Origin of the sequence: Mucilaginibacter sp. JRF (genome assembly GCF_015223065.1) — a bacterium.
Classification (GTDB): domain Bacteria; phylum Bacteroidota; class Bacteroidia; order Sphingobacteriales; family Sphingobacteriaceae; genus Mucilaginibacter.
In genome coordinates, this window is the sequence record NZ_JADFBY010000002.1 from 152,847 (window position 1) to 175,288 (window position 22,442).

Annotated in this window: 21 protein-coding genes; 17 read left to right on the forward strand and 4 right to left on the reverse strand. The window is 36.4% G+C overall.

Annotated elements, in window-relative coordinates; genetic code table 11:
• Nucleotides 1–67: 67 nt before the first annotated feature.
• Together IM792_RS06060 and IM792_RS06065 are read right to left on the reverse strand one after the other, a co-directional pair.
• Nucleotides 68–856, reverse strand: coding sequence for a DUF5995 family protein (locus IM792_RS06060; RefSeq protein WP_194100944.1), 789 nt, complete (start codon nucleotides 854–856; stop codon nucleotides 68–70).
• Nucleotides 857–985: 129 nt separating this feature from the next.
• Nucleotides 986–2,020 carry a basic secretory protein-like protein gene (locus IM792_RS06065; protein ID WP_194100945.1) on the reverse strand — a complete coding sequence of 345 codons (1,035 nt, stop codon included), beginning with the start codon at nucleotides 2,018–2,020 and terminating at the stop codon, nucleotides 986–988.
• 488 nt (nucleotides 2,021–2,508) lie between these two features.
• On the opposite strand from IM792_RS06065, the gene IM792_RS06070 reads away from it, so the two are divergent.
• The 5 genes from IM792_RS06070 (at nucleotide 2,509) to IM792_RS06090 (ending at nucleotide 8,351) form a co-directional block, all read left to right on the forward strand.
• Entirely contained in the window at nucleotides 2,509–3,273 is a 765-nt protein-coding gene (locus IM792_RS06070; protein ID WP_194100946.1) for a hypothetical protein, read from the forward strand.
• Between the two features lie 284 nt (nucleotides 3,274–3,557).
• Nucleotides 3,558–4,850 (forward strand): site-specific integrase, encoded by a 1,293-nt coding sequence (locus IM792_RS06075; RefSeq protein WP_194100947.1) that lies wholly within the window; start codon nucleotides 3,558–3,560, stop codon nucleotides 4,848–4,850.
• A gap of 56 nt (nucleotides 4,851–4,906) precedes the next feature.
• On the forward strand, nucleotides 4,907–5,737 hold the full coding sequence (locus IM792_RS06080) for a hypothetical protein (RefSeq protein WP_194100948.1): 831 nt from the start codon (nucleotides 4,907–4,909) through the stop codon (nucleotides 5,735–5,737).
• A 63-nt stretch (nucleotides 5,738–5,800) separates the two neighbouring features.
• Nucleotides 5,801–6,475, forward strand: a complete 675-nt coding sequence (locus IM792_RS06085) for a hypothetical protein (protein ID WP_194100949.1) — start codon at nucleotides 5,801–5,803, stop codon at nucleotides 6,473–6,475.
• Between the two features lie 7 nt (nucleotides 6,476–6,482).
• Nucleotides 6,483–8,351: a DEAD/DEAH box helicase family protein gene (locus tag IM792_RS06090; RefSeq protein WP_194100950.1), complete on the forward strand. Its 1,869-nt coding sequence runs from the start codon at nucleotides 6,483–6,485 to the stop codon at nucleotides 8,349–8,351.
• A gap of 49 nt (nucleotides 8,352–8,400) precedes the next feature.
• On the opposite strand, the gene IM792_RS06095 is transcribed toward IM792_RS06090, so the two are convergent.
• Nucleotides 8,401–9,039: a helix-turn-helix domain-containing protein gene (locus IM792_RS06095; RefSeq protein WP_194100951.1), complete on the reverse strand. Its 639-nt coding sequence runs from the start codon at nucleotides 9,037–9,039 to the stop codon at nucleotides 8,401–8,403.
• Nucleotides 9,040–9,703: 664 nt separating this feature from the next.
• On the opposite strand from IM792_RS06095, the gene IM792_RS06100 reads away from it, so the two are divergent.
• From IM792_RS06100 to IM792_RS06135, 8 genes are all read left to right on the forward strand, one after another.
• Complete coding sequence (locus IM792_RS06100; protein WP_194100952.1) at nucleotides 9,704–10,090, forward strand: hypothetical protein; 387 nt, start codon at nucleotides 9,704–9,706, stop codon at nucleotides 10,088–10,090.
• A 683-nt stretch (nucleotides 10,091–10,773) separates the two neighbouring features.
• Nucleotides 10,774–11,037, forward strand: a complete 264-nt coding sequence (locus tag IM792_RS06105) for a hypothetical protein (protein ID WP_194100953.1) — start codon at nucleotides 10,774–10,776, stop codon at nucleotides 11,035–11,037.
• Nucleotides 11,038–11,738: 701 nt separating this feature from the next.
• Complete coding sequence (locus tag IM792_RS06110; RefSeq protein ID WP_194100954.1) at nucleotides 11,739–12,242, forward strand: hypothetical protein; 504 nt, start codon at nucleotides 11,739–11,741, stop codon at nucleotides 12,240–12,242.
• The gene (locus IM792_RS06115) at nucleotides 12,239–12,721 is read left to right on the forward strand and encodes a hypothetical protein (protein WP_194100955.1); all 483 of its coding nucleotides are present in this window, start codon (nucleotides 12,239–12,241) and stop codon (nucleotides 12,719–12,721) included. Before IM792_RS06110 ends, IM792_RS06115 begins: the two co-directional genes overlap by 4 nt.
• 307 nt (nucleotides 12,722–13,028) lie before the next feature.
• Nucleotides 13,029–13,175 (forward strand): J domain-containing protein, encoded by a 147-nt coding sequence (locus IM792_RS06120; protein ID WP_194100956.1) that lies wholly within the window; start codon nucleotides 13,029–13,031, stop codon nucleotides 13,173–13,175.
• Between the two features lie 144 nt (nucleotides 13,176–13,319).
• Nucleotides 13,320–13,844 (forward strand): hypothetical protein, encoded by a 525-nt coding sequence (locus tag IM792_RS06125; protein ID WP_194100957.1) that lies wholly within the window; start codon nucleotides 13,320–13,322, stop codon nucleotides 13,842–13,844.
• The gene (locus IM792_RS06130) at nucleotides 13,841–14,665 is read left to right on the forward strand and encodes a hypothetical protein (RefSeq protein ID WP_194100958.1); all 825 of its coding nucleotides are present in this window, start codon (nucleotides 13,841–13,843) and stop codon (nucleotides 14,663–14,665) included. The genes IM792_RS06125 and IM792_RS06130 overlap by 4 nt, the downstream gene beginning before the upstream one ends.
• Before the next feature lie 110 nt (nucleotides 14,666–14,775).
• Nucleotides 14,776–15,894, forward strand: a complete 1,119-nt coding sequence (locus IM792_RS06135; protein ID WP_194100959.1) for a hypothetical protein — start codon at nucleotides 14,776–14,778, stop codon at nucleotides 15,892–15,894.
• Between the two features lie 621 nt (nucleotides 15,895–16,515).
• Here IM792_RS06135 and IM792_RS06140 read toward each other — a convergent pair.
• Nucleotides 16,516–16,941: a hypothetical protein gene (locus IM792_RS06140; RefSeq protein ID WP_194100960.1), complete on the reverse strand. Its 426-nt coding sequence runs from the start codon at nucleotides 16,939–16,941 to the stop codon at nucleotides 16,516–16,518.
• A 259-nt stretch (nucleotides 16,942–17,200) separates the two neighbouring features.
• On the opposite strand from IM792_RS06140, the gene IM792_RS06145 reads away from it, so the two are divergent.
• From IM792_RS06145 to IM792_RS06160, 4 genes are all read left to right on the forward strand, one after another.
• Nucleotides 17,201–19,672, forward strand: coding sequence for an AAA family ATPase (locus IM792_RS06145; RefSeq protein WP_194100961.1), 2,472 nt, complete (start codon nucleotides 17,201–17,203; stop codon nucleotides 19,670–19,672).
• A gap of 125 nt (nucleotides 19,673–19,797) precedes the next feature.
• Nucleotides 19,798–20,334, forward strand: coding sequence for a DUF4040 domain-containing protein (locus IM792_RS06150; protein ID WP_194100962.1), 537 nt, complete (start codon nucleotides 19,798–19,800; stop codon nucleotides 20,332–20,334).
• Between the two features lie 186 nt (nucleotides 20,335–20,520).
• Nucleotides 20,521–21,240 (forward strand): N-6 DNA methylase, encoded by a 720-nt coding sequence (locus IM792_RS06155; RefSeq protein ID WP_194100963.1) that lies wholly within the window; start codon nucleotides 20,521–20,523, stop codon nucleotides 21,238–21,240.
• A gap of 162 nt (nucleotides 21,241–21,402) precedes the next feature.
• Nucleotides 21,403–22,431, forward strand: a complete 1,029-nt coding sequence (locus IM792_RS06160) for a hypothetical protein (protein WP_194100964.1) — start codon at nucleotides 21,403–21,405, stop codon at nucleotides 22,429–22,431.
• The last annotated feature ends 11 nt before the right edge of the window (nucleotides 22,432–22,442 follow it).

The window sequence follows — 22,442 nt, forward strand, 5'->3', positions numbered from 1 at the left end:
TCATATTCGCTTTTATTTACAGATTAAATGATTCTGCGAGAAAAGAGGCATAAATAATACCCACAGATCACTCCAATATTCGGGCTGCTTTGGTGTCTTCTTTTCGTAGGATATCAATAATGTTTTTTACGCTCTTGCTTTCCATCCACAGCACGGGCTTCAATATAAAGCTCACCCAAAAGCCGGGACTGACTATTCTATTGGCCAGCAGCAATACCTTATCATCCATCAGCTTAATATGCTGCTCTTTATCGGGGGATGACTGATAGGCTAACAACAAGGCATTTGTCCATGCCGCCTTACGTGCTATGCCGATGCTGAAGTTGAGTATGGCATCCTCGCGGTTATTGCTTATTTTGGTGAGCAAGCGCAAGGGGAACCATATCTGGCTCAGCTTTTCCTGTATGTTGTTGCTCAGCTCGGCTATTACATCATTTATCTTATTAAAATCATTTTCGAGCTCACCGATGCTATCACCGGGGCAACACTCGGCAGCGGCAATACCCAGATCGAGGTTAATGTGGGTGTTTATGCCTAATATGAGGTGCTGTAAAACTATCAGGTTGGTTGTATTACAGGCATCGAACGCCGCGCACCACGAGTTGCTGCAAGGTTGCTTGCTATTATAAGCATGCCACGCGCTGATGTAGCGGTTAGCGAAGATCACATCCAGCCGCTCCATTCTGCGGGCATCCTCAAATGCGCCATTGATCATGCCTATTTTTACGGCCAGTGTCATTTGCCGGTACAGCACGGCAAAGTAACCCGCACGGCTATCGCGGTTTCGGCAATCGTTAATAATGCTATCTAAGCTGATAAGTACCTCATCTACAGTGGTTGGCAATGTCATATACATAGTTAGTAAAAAAAAATAATAACCTATGTATCGTTTTGCGTACCGATCTATTGAGGGGAGAGATGACAGGAGGGGGAAGTATCAGGATATTGAGTTAGCGGCCCGGGCCGCTAACTCAATAGGTTTTTGTTATACGTTTTTGCTGCTGTAAATTAAATGCAGAACCGGATCGGCAGAGTAGGCTGCCCAAAGTTCATCAAGCGTTTTGCCCGACAGATCTTTCCAGGTGCTATCCTTAAAGGTGCCGTTTCTCAGCTCTTTGTCAATCTGCATAATAATACCCGGTTTAACCTTTTGGTCTATCCACTCAAAAAAGCGCGCCGTGGTACGGTAGCTGTCGCGGTAACCTTTGTCCTTAGCCTTGAACGATGGCAGAAACCATTTCGACCCTACATTGTCAACGCCATATTTATAGCGTACAAAATCGGCAATGCCCTCAGTTAACCACACCAAATCGCGACCGTAGCTGTAGCCGTAGCCCTGCACCAAATGCATGCCCTCGTGCGTTACCACGTCAACATCAAACGGAAACTTGTTCATGTACTTAGTAGCAAACAAAATGCGGTTGCCTGATGCTTCGGCCACGCCGTTGTAGGCCGTATCGGTCACAAAAACCACATCGTGCGTGGCCTTATCGTTAAACATGCTCACCAGTTTGGGGTAAACCTCAAAATAGGTTTCTATCAGGTTCTTTTGGATGGTGGCATCGAAGTTTGAGTTTTTGTTGATGAACACCAGCGAGTAGCCATCTTTTTTAATGGTATCAACCGATGTCCAGTTTTTATGCAGGGCATCATTCAGCAATTGCTGAAAAGCGGCCAGGTTCTTTTTGTTTTTAAGCCATTTACCGTTCGCCACAATTTCGCCGGGTACAGCTTTCATGGTGAAAGTTTTAGCGGTATCAATAATGCGCATGGTTACCTCGCGTTTGGTGCGGTACCCATCAGCCACAGCGAACGGCGGGTACACACTCCTGAAAGCCGCGCCAAGCTTGGCGGTATCAATTTTGGTTTTGGCGGCATCAACAACCGTTAAGGTAAACGTTCGTGGCTGGTTACGCATGCGCTGCGGCGCTTTTTCGTTTTGCGCCGGTGCGGTAGTTTGAGCCATAGTTGCTGCCGATAGCAGCACAGAAAATGCAAATGTGGTAATACGTTTTATCATGTGAGGCATAGTTAATTGCCCTAAAGATAGTGTATGCAGAGATAGGGTTTTGTAAAAAGGGTGTTGCTTTGGAGGGGGGAGCATTTATTGATGGCCACAAGTGGGATTAATGATAAATCGAAGCCGGATATTAAAAAAGCTATAACACTATTTAACAAACTTTATAAATTGTAGATGATTTGAAGAACTATTATTATTCTGATTAACACGATAAGTGAAACAAATAAATGACACAAATTAAATTTCTAAATACTTTTTTAAACCGTATAAAATTAAGCCAAGTAATTAGTTGGATTAGTATCTTGATGGTAGTCTTCCATTCGTCGCGTAAGTTTTTTGACTTTCACTACAGTCAAAATGCAACAAATCGTATAACACAGATACTTTTGTATTGCATAATTGTAGGCGTTTTTTTATTTGTATTGCGACCAACACCATATCTCGGAATTGTAAAGTTGTTAGTCACCACTTTTGGTTTTACCGTGTTAATGGCATCAATTATATACATCGTTGGAAAAATTATCAAATCCACCCGACAAGGTTATCTCGATGTTTTGTCATATGTGTTTATCACTGCATTGTATGGTATCTTTTTTACTTATTTTTTCAATGACTTATTTATCACTAATGAAGACTATACCTTTCGTTTTATAGCAAATTGCTTCACTAATTTTTATTTACTGGTTGCATTATTTGGATATTGGATTATTACAAGAACAAATGCCAAGAAGACAATATTTGCTTTATTGTTAACAGTGTTGATTATGAATTTGATGTTAGCATTAGGCAGTATTGTGACGATTGATGAATCGAATGATTCACCTGAAATAGATCCATTTATTGCGGAAATAAATCGGAGCATTGAGGATATTAAGGATGCACCCGGTTTACCTTATACTCGAATAATAACATACGAATCGAATAAAGGTAAATTTGATTCTGTTACATTTATTAATATTGGGCACGACACCCTTTTTAAATATGATGAAGTAGGGATAAAAGTATTTAAGGAGATGGCCTTAGCTAATATAAAAAAAATTGATAGTGCGAGTACTAAGATGCAGTTTAAGAAAACAAAAGATATGTTTCGGTATCTAAGAGAATACCATTTTCTTTATGCTACGATGTTCGACTATCCTCCATGCGATAGTTGTTTTGTGAGTGGACTTAGAGTTATGGATAAAGACAGTACGCTTGTTAAGATCTCAAAAACATATATCATAGATTCAGTGTATTTGCGAAATAGAGTGTAAAGCCGATTATTATATAACAAAAAAGCCTCTCAGATTTCTCTAAGAGGCTTTCGGTGTGGTGCCAGCTGGAATCGAACCAGCGACACAAGGATTTTCAGTGCTACGCCTCTATCAACTTCGCTCGTTGATTATCAGTGCATTACAAAGGGTTGTTAAAATCATAACCGCAAGATCAATTAGCAAAAAGTCTGTAAAACACCTCAAAATAGCGGTTGAACTGTCCCCCGTACTGTCCCCCGAGAATGGTATGGAATTGATCAATCAATCAACGTTTTACGATTATTATGGAAGTCAATATATATTTGAAATCCCCAAATTCAAATGCTCCAAGTCCTATTTTTGCAAAAATCTATTATCACCCGGTATCGTTTAAATATTACCTTAACGAGAAGGTACACCCAAATCAATGGGATAGGTCAAAGGAAAAGGCCAAAGCCTTAAAAGGGCTTGATAATGGTTCAGTTGCAGAGTTAAATGCTCGAATCAATGCTATAAAAAACGATATCCAGGACGTTTACCGGCGCTACTTTAATGACAATAACCACGAACCTCCTACTAAGGACCATTATAAATATCTATTGGATTTACATTTCAAAAGAATTAAGCCAGTAGAGGAAGTAAAAGAGGAAGTATTGCTAGTCAATGATTTCTTCTCAGACTTTATTAAAAGATGCACCGATGGTACGAGAGTACAACTGAAAAGTAGTAAACCAATAACCGAGAACACATTAAAAACCTATCGAACAGCATTCAAACATTTTAAAGCCTATCAACAGCTAAACAATCTACAATTAGTATTTGACGACCTTGATTTACGGTTTTATGAATCGTACAAGACGTATCTCATGAAAACTTTGCAATTTGCTAACAATAGTGTTGGTAAGTACATTCAGCTTCTAAAAGCTGTCATGGCTGACGCGTTTGAACTAAGCATACACAGTAATCAAAGTTTTTTAAAAAAGGGCTTTGCAGGTTTTCGAGAGGATACAGATAATGTTTTTCTTACAGAATATGAATTGCATGAGCTTCAACTCATTGATTTATCAGCTAAGCCTAGTTTAGCTATAGTACGTGATTATTTCTTACTTGGCTGCTGGACTGGTGTACGTTATTCAGACTACTATCAAATTGTACCACAACGAATGTTTAATAGTATAATACAAATTCGTCAAACCAAGACTAAGCAATTAACCGCAATTCCCATTGACAATAGGGTTAAACAAATCTTTTCCAAGTATTTGAATCAATTACCCAGGCTGATAAGTAATCAAAAAACCAATAAGTATCTTAAGGAACTACTAAAGTTGGTTGATTCAATGCATGCTGAAGTAACAATATCCTATACCAAAGGTGGGATTCGATTGGAGCAGGATGTACCGAAATGGTCCATGGTATCAACTCATACTGCGCGTAGGTCATTTGCTACTAACAAGTATTTGGAAGGAGTGCCCTCAAAAACTATAATGGCAATTACAGGCCATCGTACAGAACAAGCTTTTTTCAAGTACATTAAGTTACATCAAACTGATCACGCTAATATCATGTTAGAGCACATGATAAAATCGCAACAGTCTTAAGCTTCTAAAGTAGCAGGATATATTGTCCTGCTACATCATATTATTAGTTTTGCGCTATGACCAACTTCTTAGTTAAACCCGATTATCATCTGTTATCGAAATATTATAGACTGTCAACGGAGCCGGATATAATGCAAGAGAAGTATAGCGGTGGTTTAATAGTTGAATTAATGATGTGCACAACTAATGAACAAGCAAGCGCTATCAGACAGGGTTTTGAAACCATTGTAAACAAGTACGACTTGTTTGCCCACCTAAATAATCTACTATATTTAGTATTTAATAAAATTAATATTATTGATTCGGTACTCTACGAATATGATTGGGCATATAGTTATGCTAAGCGTACTCGCGAGTTAGCACAATACTTATTAGCTTTTAAAGAAAGTGATATAAGTAGAAGAAATGGTTTGATCTTGAAAACGCAGACCAGTACTGCAAAAATCGAAGATGCGAATTTAATTGAGTTAATCGGTAATAGTTTGATTAAGGCTTTAAAGACCGGCAATGTTCCACTGTCAGTGATAGAATATAACACAATTGATCGTTTCTTCGACCAGGATGGCAACGACTTAAAATTGAGTTTAACGAAATTGCGCAGAGAGGCAAACACTAATCTTGAATCTCCCAAAAAACGTTACAATGAACAATTAATTGAATTTTGCTTGTATCTATATCCATATCTTACTAATGAAACCAGTATTAAGCCATCTGAAAACACATTGGTTTCCGATGCGCAGCTAAACTTCTATTTTGATCTCCTCTGCCTATTTGAATTCTTATCGCCTGACAACATATCATCTGAACCTAAAGACTACATGCGGACGTTATTAAAGAACAAATTCAAAAAGGATATGCTTGTAAGCCAAGGAAATAAACTGATTTAAAAGTGGTATCTCAGTATTTCCTCTCGCTCCACGAATCATGAGCAACTTTGTTTTGTCAAGACAATGATGTCTGACTTAACAAAAAACAAAATGTTTATAAAAATTTTAGAAGAACAAAACAAAGTAAATTTTGCGAAGGCTCAAGTAGTAAATGCGGGTTCAATGACTCCAAGGGTTGGGTACTTGATTGTCAAAAGCATTTTTTATAGAAAAACCTCGGGTGAACGCGCTGTGATGAAAATTTCTAACAGTGATTCAACATGTGCTGTTTGCGAGTGGATTCCTTTAGATGGAAATAAATTTATAGAAAATATAACTTTTGATGTAGAAATAGGCAGTTTATATCATGCTGAATCCATTGGGCCAAAAACAATACAACCTCAATTGCTCATCGATAAAATCGTGCACATCAAGTCCATTACTCAAGCAAAAGGTGTATTAAACAGAGAAATAATTAAAGTTGAATGGGATATTATCAACAAAACACCTAAATACCAAGATTTTAGAGATGCCTTGGTAATGACTTATAAGCGCGCCAACAAAACTTTGCAAGATATCTATAAAGATTATGAGGATTCTGTAGGTACAGAATTGGCTGACGAACTAATTGAATTAGAGGGTGATTTAAGCGCTGCTGCTACAGACATTGACGTTCCTGAAGCTGATACCGAAGCTAACGACGGGAATCCGAATGACGACGACAGCGATAAAGGTGAAGCTGATAATACTTCAAAGTAAACGTTCCATGAAAGATCAATTAATAGATGTAAAAAGGGTTACCTACACAGGTAACCCTTACTTCAGTGAAATACAAGAGGTATATCCAATACCTACAAATTCAATCATTCACAAGTTCGTTTGCGGGTTGGGTGCTACACATAGCGAGATTTTGGCACCGCGAAATAGCATTATTGTTTTTCCCAACATATCTATCATAAAGGGCAAACATGAATCGCTGAGCCAGGATTCAGCAGCAGATCACAATACATTTCCAGTTTACGGCACTATAAGCGTCAATAAGATTTACAATTATCTTGTCAAAGACAATAAACGTAAAAAGCTGTTAACTACTCCTTATGGTTTAAAAAAGATCATGCGGGCTTTGAGTCGAATCAGCGCTGTTTACAAAGATGATTATTTCTTATTGGTTGACGAATGCCACAAGCTAGTCAAAGATGCCTCATATCGAAAAGATATGACAGAGATGATGGATAGCTTCTTCGCTTTTAAAAACAAAGCCTTGGTTTCTGCTACTCCATTACTTCCAAGTGATCCCAGATTTAAAAATGAAAAGTTTGAATTGATTGAAGTTGTACCTGATAAAAGACCACTAACACCAATTAGATTAATTGATACAAACAATGTGACTAGCGCTTTGCAAAATTACATTGCAGCTAATCCACTGGATATGTATTTAATCTTTTTCAATACTGTTTCAGGCATACTCAACATAATTGATGAGTTAAAACTTACTGATTACAAAATTTTCTGCTCTGGCGAAAGCATGGATCTGTTAAAGCTAACTGGACAGACTAATACCAGCGACTACTTTAATGAACCTGCAAAATTCAATTTCTTCACATCTAGTTTTAATGCAGGTCTTGATATAATCCTACCGAATCATACTAATCCTGATATCATCATGATAAGTGATTGTGGCTACCGTAAACATGCTATTATAGATCCATTCACCGATACTAAACAAATTATCGGTAGGGTAAGAGATGTCATTATCGATGATGAGCGAACTAAGAGTTATCGTAACATTATTCATATTAATAACACGAGCAAGTGCGTTAATGTCGTTGATGAAGATGAAGAACAAAAATCTTTTCAAGATAGCAGGGGTGCCTACGAACTTATGAGTACACTCAAAACCGCGTTTATAGATCAAGGCTATCTATCATTCTTTGAAGATGCTATAAGCCGTATGCGACCTTATTATAATATGTTAAATGACGAAAAGTTTTCGCATTACTTGTATGATTACCATCTAAATGAAAACCGTGTCAGGCGCTATTACTCTCACTCCACCAATCTTAAAAATGCTTATCTTGATACTAATAGCTTTTTACTTATACCTGAATCTGTGAGGATTCCCAAGGAGGATATTGCCAAATTAAAAAATATAGAGATACGCTATACAAAAGAGAACATCGTAAACATTCTTGATCAAGTCATAGAACTTGAAAATATAATGGGCACTGATATATATAATAATGCAATTCATCAAATACAGCAGCGGTTTCCTTACGTCTTAGAAGCGTATGATCGTATGGGATATAAATCCATTCAGGGTTTGCATTTCGATATCAAAAAGATCAAGAAGAGGATTAAGGAAATGGATATTGAGGAAGGGCTTAACCAATTACCTGTTATCGATAAGATATACGATAAAGTTTGGCTGAACCAACCGTATCTATCAAAAGATATTAAACCACTCCTACAAAAGATATTCGATGAATTTCAAATTAACTATACAGCTAAGGCTACGGATATAGAAAAGTATTTTAAGTTTAAAAAGTTCGACAAGCTAAAAGGCAAGTCTGCACGAGGCTACATTTTGATTGAGTATGTTTACAATAGGTATCGTTCAACAGATACACATTTTTAGATCGAAGACTATTGCTTAATACCCTTAGAAATAAAAATGTGTAATAACATTAGGCAATCTTTAATTTAATCTTAAGATTTTGAGCTGATTGTTGAACTATATCCTTTTTGGGAGTATAGTCAAATACCCAATCTATTTTATCGCTAAAAAAGAAACGTTGATGTGCTTTATCACTGTTCTTATGAATAATGAATTTTCGGTCGATGTAGCCTTTGGTAATCAGCCCAGTTAATTGGGCATGAACAGTCCTGTAGCTAACTCCTATCAATTCCGCCATCTTTTCAATACTCATACTGCACTGTAGGAACCCTTCAACGAACAATGGCCTTAAACATATCAACATGGCTTTTTGATTAGGTGTAAGGTCGCAGTCAAATATCTCATAAGGTATACATTCAAAGTAGGGCAATTTCTTTTCAAGTGAATATGAATTACAAACGTGCTTCACTTTAGAGCGTTTTACTTTTAAATACCCGGCATTTTCAAGCCTTTTGATGGATTGGGTAACAAAAGTACGTCCCATACCTGAGCGTTCAGCGATGGTTTCATAAGCGGGATAACATTCGTTAGTATCTGAATTATTAAATGATCTAATGGTTATATAAATAAGTGCATCTAAGTATTTAAGTTTTTCCTTTTGTAGTTGTAAAAACATAGGCATAGCAACGAATCGTCCGTTGTTTGGCATAGCAATTTGTCATTAAATTTTCGGCTAAGTATCTGGGGATTTGAGGTTATCTAAGATTGAATATCTTTGATTAATAGCGACTTATCTAACATAAAGATACGAAAAATCCAGATCATTTCCTAACGTGAATGCTAACTACTTTTACTTATATATTGTATAGTTACGATACACTTAGGGAAAAAAATAAACTTGGATTATTGGTACCTGATATATTGAATGAGAGTATCAAAATTTCCTAATCCGTACACTAACTATACTATATATATTACTTACTGTATAGTTACGATACACTTCAGGTAAATCATTTGGTTCGAGCAGATTTGAGCTTATAATGCGATAAGTTTTGCGTATATTTATATATGTCTGTTAGCGATAGCACACAATATTTTCGGCTTGAAGGACAGGTCCAAAACCTGTCTTTTTTTATATCCTGGTTAAGGTTTGACCCTTATTCGATTTACGACTTACTTCTATGAGGATGAGGCTCATAAATGAAGTCATTTGGCTTTTAAACCAGCCCATTAAAGTTCACTTTTAGTTGCGTTAGTCAGGATTTTTAGGTATCTTTATGCTATATAAGAATCAGACTTACAATCGCTTAAGTCACTTGAAAGATGCTTCCTCCCTCAAGATCTAATTCGTTAAAATCATAGTAATTAAAGAAATGCAAAATGAAGATTATATCCAGCAAGTGGATATTAATGAACAGGCCAATGAGCTAATAAGCTCTTTACAGATCGACCAAAAAGATAAAGCTGATATAATATCAGAACAAGAAACCAGTGATATGATTACAGATCTATTATTATATGTGGAAATCAGGTTCCCTTATTTGAATTATGATTGTAAAAAAGACGTTTTACAATTGCTAAAAAGAATTCAATCAGCAGATGATATACTTACAAAGGCTTATCTTATGATTAAGGTACTATTGATAATAAAAATTGCAGATTTTAAACAAATAGAATCGATAGAAGCAGATGAATTTAACAAAGCATATCGAATGCAAAAAGTATTAGATAAAATACAAGCTAGTTTAGAACCTGCTTAGTGCAGCTTTCTTTGTTTATGAGGTACAAACTAATTGTTATCAAATGAGTTATATATCCATCAGGCCATGTGGTCTGTATAGTTAATTAATGCGCATCCGAGTTGTGAAATTCCGATGCGTTTTTTTTATTACAGCACTACAACTTTTGGGAACATTCATACGTAAATGTAGATAAGAGCTATTGTATTATAGCTCTGTCTACTAACTATTGGGCGCATCCTTTTACGTTGAGGTACAAGGGATGCGCTTTTTCATTATATCAAAACTGTTTCAGTTTAATGATGTTGAATCTAAGGTAACTATACATATACATCAGGATGAGACGCACTGGCGAAAGCCGGCTGCGTCTTTTCTTTTATAATATATTAGCTGATGCAAGCTAATGTTTTATATACACCTCCCTTATCTCATTAAAAGTAAAGAAGCCATGAGTAAATCGTTATATTCGCTTGGCCTTATTACTACCTATAATGTATAGCCTCAAACTGACTATGAAAGCTCAGTTTAACAATTTATAAAGCTGCTTCGCGCAGCTTTTTTTCCTTCATTAAATTCCCCATCTCGGGCAATTAAATCCATACTCATTACCCAGTTATAATAGTTTAACTGCTTAAATAAGCTATATTCTTATATGGAATGATTTTCGTTTTACGATCAATTGATTATCTATTAACGAAAACAATATGAAAGTACTTTGGAGCTACGTAAAAGATCAATACAGTTTACCTGACGAAATCCCTAACGAGTTGTTAAACGAGCGACACGCACTGCAAAATTTTGGTCAATCGCTTAGGCATATTGATCAACGCGGTGGAATGAGTGTAGACGAGATAGTTTGCAACCTACTTGGTTATTCACCAGAAGTGAAAATGGTAACTAATGAAAATGCTTTTGGTGAGCTCCTTAAAAATTATTTAAAACTAAAAAAGATATCGCTATCGAATTAAGGAATTGAGTCTATAATAGTCTTCATAATAAAATTTCAGGTGGCCTGAAAACAAAAAAGCCCTTCACATCACTCGCTGATCTGAAGGACTAACTATTGATTAAAAACTGTAATCCCTTTTACAACAAATATGCCCACTATTATTTACTGTGTCGTTGATAGTAGGCAATTCAACATAAACTATTGTATATCAATTATATATATTAATAATATTCTCAACGTGTAGGTTTAGGTCTGTGCTGCACCCTAAGTTATCGTATATAAATTGATACAATAATTGTTTTCTTTTAAGAACATTTGTATAACTATTAGTACAATTATTCAATCAAAGGCGCCATCCTCTAAGCCTTTTAAGCAATCAAGCCGTGGGTTCAACCCTGCATGTCCAACTCTAAAATAAAGCCCCCCCATTACGTAAATTTAGCTTCAAAACGTATATAGAAGCCTTCTTATAAAAAAATGTGAGTGTTAAGAGCGCGTAAGGCGCTACGATTCATCGCCCCACCATATCAGGAAATAAAAACGAAAAGTTTTCTGTGGATCGGCCTTACAGCTTCTCCTTCAAATCAATTTTCAGTTCCTGAAAATCCGATTCTCTGTTTCTTCTTAAACTTACGCTAAGACTACTGCCTTATCGGTTTACGCAGGCCGCAGACCAACCAAGAAAACTCACCATTCACAAACTTTAAATCCACAATAATTATGAAAGAGATCAAAGAAAGGGTTAATAATAACCCTATCGCTAACATTCGAGGCACCAAAAGATGGGTGCAAGCTAAACGTATGTCCAATGGAAACAGCCTCTTAAAAGTCCGTAATGAGCTTGTAGAAGATGGTTACATGCGGATCGTTGAAAAGGTGAAATTGATGTACCAACAGCTAAATCATAGCACGATAATTTTTGAACGTGACTACCGCAGAGATAAATCACAAGGCTTATTTGGCATGCACAGCTTCATTACACCACATTTTTATTTTTATTTAGAGTGCAGGCTTACATTTGATTTTATAATTGAATACGACTTCTATAACTGCCCATTTGAGGATGCCATACGTCACATGATGATTGGTTACCCTTACAATGAAGTTGCTATACATACACCCAAACAGCCCAACTGCACTAAATTCTACGAAAGCGTACTTAAAGTCCAAGACCCAATATATCAAACCACAATTAAACCGAACACTCTAAATTTTAAAAGATGAAAACACAACAGTTAACGGCTTATAACAAAGCTGTAAGGGACAGCTATGCCCAAATTCTAAAGCAAGCCAGGCAAATGCTTGGCTCTATTGAGCAAGAAGAACTACGCTTTATGCTAGTGCGTGAAGATAAGTTCAGCGGAATCGGGACAGTCATAAATGAACTAATAAACCCATTGTTATATATCCGCTTAGAACATCATACTGATGATACCTATGCCATTCATTTTGGGTTCGAGCAGATCAGTAAATCAGTTGAGCTTAGTACGGTGACAACACAATTTGTACGCTTGCTTTACAAGCAAACAAGCCGGGACAGCACTGCTGTAAACATTGAAGATTGTGTTAGAACGGATTGGTTCGTCAACAGCCCAAGTGAAATGTACCAGTACATTGAGGAAAGAGGTTTGAGGCATCACACTTTCAAGCAACTACTTTATAAACCCAAAACCGCTAAAAGAAAGTTGAAAGCTGTCGCTTAAACCTGATGTTCATTAATTAACTTTGTGATTAAACAAAGGAGGAAAACATCAACATAGCTATCATCTGACACATATAGTTTAATTAAGATATAAAGCGTTAAGCTTTGTTTGTTCTACATTCAGAAACCTAGGAAATTTCAGTACAGTAGGAACAAGCGAGTTCAACGTCCACGCGAGAGCGTAGGGCGAAGACTTGTTTGTTGCTGTACGGGCTTCCTAGGGCCTCTGAAGTGCAAGCTAAGTTAGTAGTCCTGCGCTTTCGTGCTTCTAAACCTACCATAAGGATTACAATGGTACGTTATCACAAATGAAAAATCTTTATTCTGTTTTACAACTTGAACCACCATCTAATCCTGAAGAAATCAAGAAAGCATTTAAATTTTTAGCTACAAAATTCCATCCTGACAAGCATAATAATGACCCTTTCTTCGCTGAAAAGTTTATTGAGATTTAAGAAGCTTATGATATCCTGAGCAATTATTCTAAAAAAGAAGCTTACGACAAACAGCTTTACGATTTTTTTAATCCAAAGAAACAACAAGAAGCCAGGGAGGAGCCACAGACTAAAAAGCAATCAAAGCCAACCGAAGAACACGATGTGGTAAATGATTACATCTATTGGGCTCAAGAGTGGTTTAATAAAGGCAATTGGGCGAAAGCATTGGAAGAAATTAGTAAAGCCATAAAGCATTCACCAAATGATGGGTTTCTATATCACATTCAAGGCGACATCTATCGATCCATAACACAACCGCAAATTGCTTTAAAAAAGTATGGTAAGGCTGTCGAGCTTGGTTATAAAGACTCGAAACATGAAATTTTTGCAATTGAGTCAGTAAAAGAAGAAGCTGTTGAAAAATATGAAGCCGTATTGTATAAATGCTTTGGGTTTCATTTCGTAATTGCTGTTCTATCTGCGCTTGCTGGTGGCCAGATCCAGTTTAATGTCATCGCTTCCGTTTGCGGTCTCTTAGGTATGATTTTGATATTGCGGCTGAGTGTTTCAAAATTCAGCAAGGAGGCTAAAGCATTACTTAACACATCACTATCGGTGAACATAATAGCAACAATTCTACTTCTCTCATTTGTGGCCTTACCATTCATACTAGGATTAACATTATGAGAAAACTGAAGCTATTACTACTGCTTGTGTGCCTGTCGGCATGCAAGCAGATACCTTTCATCGGTACTCCCTTAGTTGAATACGATAAAACAAAAGGCACACTCACCGTAAACAACTTTAAATGGAGTTATGGCACAGTAGGGATTAATAGCTTCAGTGGTGACATTGAAACGTTAGATAAAGCAGTTTATAAGGAACTTAAAGGTAGCTCCGGCTCATGCTTTGTATATTTCAGAAATGTTGATAAGAATAAATATGGAGAAGACAGTATAACTGTTGATACTATGGGCTACATCAACATTGATGAACTCAATAAATTTCAGGGTTGGGAGTATTGGCATAAAGCAGGTGGTATTCAAAAAATGATCTATGCAAAATATATCGCACCCCAGGAAGCAACTAAAAGAACAAGTACTGATACAGCCGAAGTTTACAATGCCGAACCTTACGAACGCTTATATCAAGACATAAACCCATCCGACAGCATTAAAAGCAAAGAAGTTTATTTCGCTTATAGTGATCTATATCCGATAAAGGAAGATTATGATAGTGTTGCACCTGATGGCCCATCTTATGAGTTTGATGGTACTATAACCGACGTAAAAACATTTGATAACGGAACACTGATCGTTATAAGCATTAAAAAGGGTGAGTTTGTCGGCAGTGATGCTTACGTAATATTCTATCCTTTAAAGTGTACTAATGAAATTGCAACTAAGTTTCAGAGTTTGGCAAAAGTCAATACTTCTATTGTCGCAAAGTGTGTTCAGGGTGATCATGATACATTTGATTTGGTATCTGCTTCGATTTATATAAATTAAACAGGTCTGCCTATTGGGGCAGACCTTTAAGGCTTTAATAAATATTTGAAATTAAGTTGGGTAAGTGATTAGACTTTTTTATTTGCCTATAATTCTCAATATATTTAAGGATGACTAAAACCTTAAACCATTCCATTGAAAATATATATATCCAGGTTGGACAATATGATCGATATGCTATTTTTGATTTCTACTACAACTCGTCTGCCTTTCTAAAGTACGGATCAACAGTACATGGTTTAATAATTTATACACCATTGGAGCGAGCAACTCTTGAAGAGGCTATCATGCCTGGCAATAACAGTAATAATGATGGCCTTATAAAGCTGGATGTCGTTGAAGATAATCCCTTCTATAAAGAGTTGAGAACTAGTGGATTTTATGCTCGCGATATTTCCCGGCTTTCAGCCCTTGATTCACGACCGATAGAAAAAGTTTACAAGAGCAGTCTTATCAAGGAAATACCTAACACAGTTGAAATAAAATTTAAATCTAATCCAAGTAAACTTCATGCATTAGAGCACTTAAACTTCACAAATAGGATTGAGCGAGGATTGCCACTCCTTCCCAACGAAAAGCAACGATACACGTGTTTGAATTTTTTAATACATCCCAACGAAGCAACATGGGCAGAAGTAAAAAAGATACTTGACGACAATAAAACCAATACAGTTTACGATGATGTTGTTATCACTATCTGGTCATACTATCACAACTTTGTTGATAATAATGATAGCTCCGCTAAGCTGCTTCTAAATACTTCTTTAAAAAAGCGAAGAGTCCAACGTACTGAATTTATATTAAAACACCTGGGAATATCTATCAAGGTTCTAGATGCTTTTAAAGGATCAAATTATGATTCATGGAAGGAACTTATGGGCGTTGTCATGTCCTTCGAAACTACTGTAATTGATGTATGGGGTTGGACGCATCCAGTATGGTGGGACTTTGAACGGTTCATACACATCTATTTGCGCCATTACAAAGGTTTCTTTCTAACTGGATCAAGCAAAGGTCAAGGAACTAGTTTTCAATATCATTACAGAGATATTCGAAGACTCATTGAAATAATCATACGTAATCATAAGATTGAAATCGAAAATTGCCTTAAAGCCAATAAGCCTTACAATAGATATGATGAACAAGGTTACTATTATAATGGGAATTATTATACCTTCCGCATAGACAAATCAGGTAGATTAATGCAGTTTCATCCCCAGGAAAATTAATATAAGCTACGCTATCCCCAACCCGCTTTTGGTTGCTTACAACAGGTTATGGATAGCTCTGCTTACATCCTGTCGCTTGATTAGGCCACCACACCAGGTCCATCGGTATTACGAACGCCTAAGCTTTTCAAACCCTGATGCCAGATGCTGTTACGTTTAAAGATTGCTACGCAAACATTAAACTTCACTGCCCCAACACTCATAAGCCATACACATTTTTATTTCTCTACCCTTACACTAATACCCACAGTGAAAAAAATGTGTCTTTAGCTTATATAGCCTAAACGCTTCTGCAATCTGTCACGAGGTTTGATCTAAAGCAAAGTTGTTCTCCATGAAACTTTTCTCTGCCTCCAATAGCATTACGCTTCGCTTCATTACTCTTGAATGCAAGCAGTTTCCTTGTTAAGCTCGCCTGCGCAATCGTTCGGGCTTCAGTATTGTCATGGCTTTTGAAACCCAACACACAAGCATTATAAGCCAAAAGCAACGCCAATACTTTGTGAAGCATATCTGTGAAGTCGCCTTTCGGCTCTCCCTTCACAGACCCTCACTTAACTCGCAGCGGCTTCGCAGCCACGAAAGTGCATATTGGTTAAAAATGCAAGTTCAGATACTTTATTAGTTGGGAGTAGGTTTAGGATTATATTGAAAGTCAACACCACCAAGAATTGTTTCTGCCTCATCTCTTGCTTTTAATAACTCAGGCAATTTTATAATATCAGCTTTATATCGAGCAAATGCGTAATGGAGATATCTCCATCCTTTCCTACAATTGTTTGCTTTATTTCCCAAGTTAAAAGCAGTAATTAAAGTAAGTGAAGCTGTAGCAGCAAATGAAACGTATGGCAACGCATCTTTGTATACTCCCGACTGGAGCGATCCTGAAACAAATGTGGTAACAAATACAGATGATGATATTGCTATCAAACCCAACACAACATAAATACTATGTAGTTTAATCGCCATACTGTGATACACTTTGAGAGCTTCTACTATATCTTTCTCAATTTCTGAAATTGACGCGGGAGTTCCTGAATTACTCATGATATGTGCTTTTATCAAATATATTAATAATACACTGTTAATCAGTGAAATAAATTATTGTGTGTAAACTTTGATATTAGAAAGATTTGATATCATTACTTCCAGCGTAGCGTCAATGATTCGCGAAATTCTGAGTGATCGTCTTGCGATTCCCTTCACTCAGACGTTGACCTCAACTCGCAGCGGCTTCGCTGACAGCAAATAGTAATTCGTATGATCTAAATATTTTTCTAACTTTAACTCTCAAGTTAAACCTATCATGACAGAGATTGACATATTATTACACCTTAAATCCACCTATTCTAATCGAAGCCTCAATGAATCTGACACTCGTTTCAAAATTATTGATTGTATTCTAAAAGATGTTTTGAAGTGGCCAAGTGAACCTATTTACACAGAAGTAATCGTAAGCGGAACCAGAGCAGATTATGTATTGAAGGGCAAGAACGATAAACCGGTGTTAATAATTGAAAGTAAAAAAAGTGGCAAATATTTTGAACTTCCAAATAAGAGCAACTCGGATAAAAATTATCAAAAAATAATTCTTGAACAGATATTAACAGAAAAATATGTTAAAGACGCAATTTATCAAGTTAGAGATTATGCTGAAGATTTAGGATGTCAATATGCAGCGATTTGCAATGGGAGCACATGGATATTCTTTAAAGTTTCTAGTTCACAAAAACCTTGGAAAAAATTACCGGCCTTTGTTATTAAAAGCTTAGATTATTTTATAGAAGATTTTACCGAAGCTATAAATATTTTTAGCTATCACAATGTTGTGAATAATAATTCTTTGTCACAAAACATCGGGATCAGTAAAAAAGTATTTCATGAAATATTTTATCCTAAAAACAGTATAATTGGTTATAACACTACGGTTAACAGCAATAAATATGCTGGTCCACTCGCAACTATCGCAAACAAGTATTTGGGCATAATTCCTGAGAATGATCGGAATTTTATGAACCACTGTTATGTTAGTAATAAAGGAAAATACGACAATTTACAAAAGGACGTTCAAGGGTTTATTCATGACTCATTAACGCCATATTTTAAAAACATTGGATTTAGAGAATTTACAGATGATAAGCAAGGTGGAGCCTTCGGCATTAGGTTATCAAATCTTGTTCAGCAGCAAGGTTTGAACAACGTCTTAATTTTATTTGGCGGACGTGGAGCTGGAAAATCAACATTTCTAAAGCGACTCCTTTTTCATATTAAACCACGTGAGATAGAGATGTATTCAGAAGTGGCCTTAATAGGTCTGTTATCATCGTCTCAAACCAAAGAAGAACTGACAAATGAAATCTGGGAAAAAACTTTAGCAAGCATTGATAAAACGAAAATTCGTGCAGGATCTAGAGAGGAACTATTGAATTTGTTCGAAGAAGAGTTTGAAATTTACAAAAAACAAATTCTAGTAGGGTTAAAAGAGGAAAGCGACGATTATCAGCGCCTATTAAGAGACTTTTTATTAACTCACACAAAAAACACGAAATTATTTTGTGAAAAACTGAGTATAAAAATTAAGTCAAAAAATAAAGGTTTAATAGTTTTTATTGATAACGTTGATCAGCTAACAGAAGACTTACAAGACGTTTGTTTTTTGACTGCGGTGGAAATTTCGGAAAGATTAAGCTGTATTGCTATAGTTTCAATGCGAGAGGAGCGATATTATCAAGCAAAAATGCGAGGCGTTTTAGATGCTTACAAGAATCCTGGTTACCATCTATCATCACCAATAATTCCAGAAGTTATTATAAAACGTATCAACTACATTTTAGACCAGCTAAAGTTTACGGCAGATGTGGATCTTGAATATGGGATAAAGAATACATCAGACTTGAACGTCTTAAATGCCTTTTTTGAGATCTGCAAATCTCAACTCAAGAAAAACGGTTCCCCTTTAAGTTCTTTTTTAAGATATGGTACACATGGTGACGTTAGAATGGCCTTGAATTTTTTTGAGGGTTTCATTACATCTGGATACACTAATATATCTGAAATGGCGGCTCATGCGGATTGGTATATTCAGGTTCATCAAGTGATCAAACCAATGATGATTCCTGACCGTTTTTTCTATGATGAAAAAAAGAGTAAGATTCCAAATCTATATCAATTGAGAAATGATGCTAATAGTTCACATTTTACAGGACTAAGAATTTTACAATTTCTACATAATAGCAGTGGTAATTCTAAGTCAAATGGTTTCGTAGATGCAAAGTACTTAATTCAAATTTTTGATTCGACATACGGTGCTAAAGAAGATTGCATAGGTCATTTAATATTGTTCTTAGAAAAAGGTTTAATTGAAGCTAATAACCGCTTAGAAATTTTTTCCGATGAGGTAGACTCAGTTAAAATAACGGCTCTCGGTGAGTATTTATTCAATTATCTAGCTTTTAATTTTGCCTACATTGATTTAATATGCGTTGATTGTGCAATATTTGATGAAACCTTAAATAATCAATTAGTTAGATCATCTAACATGGAGCTAAGGTATTATCAAGATAAGGATTTCATGTCTCGAATCAAAGTTCGGATCGAAAGAATTGATGCTTTTATCGCTTACTTAGCAAAATTGGAGGGTCAGGAATTCATTGATTTAGCATTGGGGTCTACGGAAGTACGATTTACTGATAAATTAAGAGCCGAGCTTGATAAACAGAAAGAGATTATTATGAAAAGTGCTAATAACAAAAAAGCACTTGAAAATGAATACTTATAGATAGCAAATGCAAAGCCTAAGTTTATTTTAACAAACAGGAGTAAAAATGTTAGATATCACAGTTCGGACAGCAAAAGCTTTTTGCTTCAAGGTTATATTTCTTGAAATATCCCAATATTAGCTAAGTGCAAGTTAATAAACATTTACTCAAAGCTTTAATTACACTACTTGTAATTGATGTTGGCTTGTTGGCTGCCTTTATTTGGTGGATGGATGCAACACCAGATGTGTCTATTGCTGAGTTATTAATTGTTCCTACAATCTTCATTGTTAATCTTATCATAGGGCTCGTCATATACTATAGCACTAATTATAGAGTGATTGGTAAGGCATTCGCCTATAATAGCGTAGTCGCTTCATTGGTATTTCACAGTTTATTCTATACATGGTTCCTTTATTACGATCGAACCCATTTCGACACTTTCTACTTCAATCAAAATGGGAAGCAATTTGAAGTGTTGCTAGATAAGCGAGATACGTCTTACAGCATGTTTGAAATTGGCGATGGTTCTACATTAGAATTTAATAGTGGGAAGTATGAGGAGTATCAGGATACTATTATGTTAGGTGATAGCACACGCAGGTTATATATCTACAAAACACATCTTGTCGGTTACCCTAAGATTGGTGATAAGGTTATTTTGAAGACCGAGGGAAGATGAGCTAATTTTCTCCCCAAAGTTAGCTGATCCATCCAACACACAGGTTACTTCGTTCAAGGTAGTATATCGTAATTGGGTATCCCTTTCGGGAGCCTCCACAATTACTCTATCTCCACCTTGCCTTTAGTGTGGCTGTCCAGCAGTGAGTCTGCTTCGAGAATTCACTCGAACTTAAAACTTACTGTTATGACAGACTTTAAACAACTGCTTACTGCCTTTGAACGCTTTGCCTACGGACAATCCCTACACACAGCATTTGTAGATATGCTCGACTGGATGCTACTACCTTTTAAGTTGCATAATGACTCTGCCAGTCAGCGTACATCATTAGAAGCCTATAGAGGCCATAAGAAGGCCGACAAGCTTGTTCAACTTATAAAGTTGATAGGTGATCTATCAGAGAACTTTAGCGACCCTTTAGGCGAACTGTTCATGCAAGCTATATCCAATGGCCATAACGGTCAGTACTTCACACCTGAACCAATCTGTGATATGATGTCAGCGATAACCATTGGTGCTTTGGAAGATGGTCAGACAGTTTGTGACCCGGCTTGTGGTAGTGGTAGGATGTTACTTGCAGCAGCTAAGTTAAACCGACATGCAAAGTTCTACGGTGCAGACCTGGATATCACTTGTTGTAAGATGGCTCTTGTAAATATGCTACTTAACTCACTTACAGGTGAGATAGCGCACATGAATACGCTTAGCAATGAGTTTTACACAGGTTACAAAGTGAACACCACCTTAGTTGCTGGCTATCATCAACCTTACTTCATGGAGTTCAGCAAACCCGAAAATAGCTATATCTGGCTTAAGCCTTTAAAAGCTAAAGAAGCTTTCGACAAGCCTTTTGTGCCTGTAAAGTCAAGCGTTGTTATCAATGGTGTACAAGGAAGCCTGTTTTAAACAGGCTATTTAATCGTCTTAATTACCATTAATCCTGAACTATAACAATATCACCTTACACATTATTGGAATATTTTATGCAATAAGTAGATAGTTATACATAATTATATACAGCATATATCTTTGGCAATCAGATATATAAACAATCCATTAGATTTAAATATGAGAAGTTTAACTTACATATATATTATTGTTGCCATTTTAGTTCTTTTCGGAAGGTCGGCGAAGGCGCAGGATGATTGGCTCATGAAGACTGCGATTACTGATAGCGTTCCTGTTCCACAAGAATGGAAGGTGCTATGTAAAACAGATAGCGGTAGGAGAATGATTATGGAGTCTTTGCCTATAGTAACTAAGCACGATATTAAATTCCAATGGCTAGGCATCAAAATGCAGGACTCATTACGATCTGTATCTGTTGGCGAAGTTTTTGATAACGCGAAATATAAGCCGACTTTAGAAGAATTCTATATGAAAACTATTGAAGGAGGATGTACTATTCGTCCAGGTGGAGAAACAATAAAAATAATTGACCCTAATAAAATGATTTTCTATCATTCTGGTACTCTGTGGTGCTCTTCTAGAAATAGTGGTGGTGATACAAAGTATGACTGCAATGAAAAAATACCGCTCATGTTGCCAGAAGGATGGCAAGTGTGTAAATTGTTCTTTGAACAAAAAATAGTTCGACATGGCAGGTTTCGATTTGAGCCTATTTTTAAACAATATGATTCTCAAGTTCCTGCAAGAATCATAGGCCATAATTTATATTTGACAGGCCATGGTGACGTTGGAAACCCATCTAGCGTATATATCAGTAACATAAAGGTTTATGCGATAAAGTCTAATCTCGACAATAAATTTAGAGAAGAATGCGGTTGTGACATGCCTCTACCAATAACCCAATCTGTTTCAAACCCAAAACCTGTTGAGACAGCTGTTACGCAAACAGCGAAAATAAGCTCCGCAATAATCAATATAAAAGGAAACAGAGCGGATTTTGTTTACAGAAATGAGGGAGGTAAGTCTGGAGTTTTGTGTTATAAAATAATTTGGTATGATACCGACATCCGTGATTGGAAACGTGATAGAGAGGGATGTGTTGAAATTTTACCGAATACGGCATTTATTATCGGCCTGCATCACTGGACTGCATCAGATTATAAATTCGAGTATAATATCGTACAATAAGCAAAAAAAGT

Bases quoted from the DNA above. Each gene is read 5' to 3' on its own strand.
- IM792_RS06070 (WP_194100946.1), top strand. From the start codon at position 2,509: ATGGCATCAATTATATACATCGTTGGAAAAATTATCAAATCCACCCGA.
- IM792_RS06100 (WP_194100952.1), top strand. From the start codon at position 9,704: ATGCAAAATGAAGATTATATCCAGCAAGTGGATATTAATGAACAGGCC.
- IM792_RS06145 (WP_194100961.1), top strand. From the start codon at position 17,201: ATGACAGAGATTGACATATTATTACACCTTAAATCCACCTATTCTAAT.
- IM792_RS06075 (WP_194100947.1), top strand. From the start codon at position 3,558: ATGGAAGTCAATATATATTTGAAATCCCCAAATTCAAATGCTCCAAGT.
- IM792_RS06080 (WP_194100948.1), top strand. From the start codon at position 4,907: ATGACCAACTTCTTAGTTAAACCCGATTATCATCTGTTATCGAAATAT.
- IM792_RS06095 (WP_194100951.1), bottom strand. From the start codon at position 9,039: ATGCCAAACAACGGACGATTCGTTGCTATGCCTATGTTTTTACAACTA.
- IM792_RS06090 (WP_194100950.1), top strand. From the start codon at position 6,483: ATGAAAGATCAATTAATAGATGTAAAAAGGGTTACCTACACAGGTAAC.
- IM792_RS06135 (WP_194100959.1), top strand. From the start codon at position 14,776: ATGACTAAAACCTTAAACCATTCCATTGAAAATATATATATCCAGGTT.
- IM792_RS06155 (WP_194100963.1), top strand. From the start codon at position 20,521: ATGACAGACTTTAAACAACTGCTTACTGCCTTTGAACGCTTTGCCTAC.
- IM792_RS06110 (WP_194100954.1), top strand. From the start codon at position 11,739: ATGAAAGAGATCAAAGAAAGGGTTAATAATAACCCTATCGCTAACATT.
- IM792_RS06065 (WP_194100945.1), bottom strand. From the start codon at position 2,020: ATGATAAAACGTATTACCACATTTGCATTTTCTGTGCTGCTATCGGCA.
- IM792_RS06120 (WP_194100956.1), top strand. From the start codon at position 13,029: ATGAAAAATCTTTATTCTGTTTTACAACTTGAACCACCATCTAATCCT.
- IM792_RS06130 (WP_194100958.1), top strand. From the start codon at position 13,841: ATGAGAAAACTGAAGCTATTACTACTGCTTGTGTGCCTGTCGGCATGC.
- IM792_RS06115 (WP_194100955.1), top strand. From the start codon at position 12,239: ATGAAAACACAACAGTTAACGGCTTATAACAAAGCTGTAAGGGACAGC.
- IM792_RS06140 (WP_194100960.1), bottom strand. From the start codon at position 16,941: ATGAGTAATTCAGGAACTCCCGCGTCAATTTCAGAAATTGAGAAAGAT.
- IM792_RS06060 (WP_194100944.1), bottom strand. From the start codon at position 856: ATGTATATGACATTGCCAACCACTGTAGATGAGGTACTTATCAGCTTA.
- IM792_RS06105 (WP_194100953.1), top strand. From the start codon at position 10,774: ATGAAAGTACTTTGGAGCTACGTAAAAGATCAATACAGTTTACCTGAC.
- IM792_RS06160 (WP_194100964.1), top strand. From the start codon at position 21,403: ATGAGAAGTTTAACTTACATATATATTATTGTTGCCATTTTAGTTCTT.
- IM792_RS06085 (WP_194100949.1), top strand. From the start codon at position 5,801: ATGATGTCTGACTTAACAAAAAACAAAATGTTTATAAAAATTTTAGAA.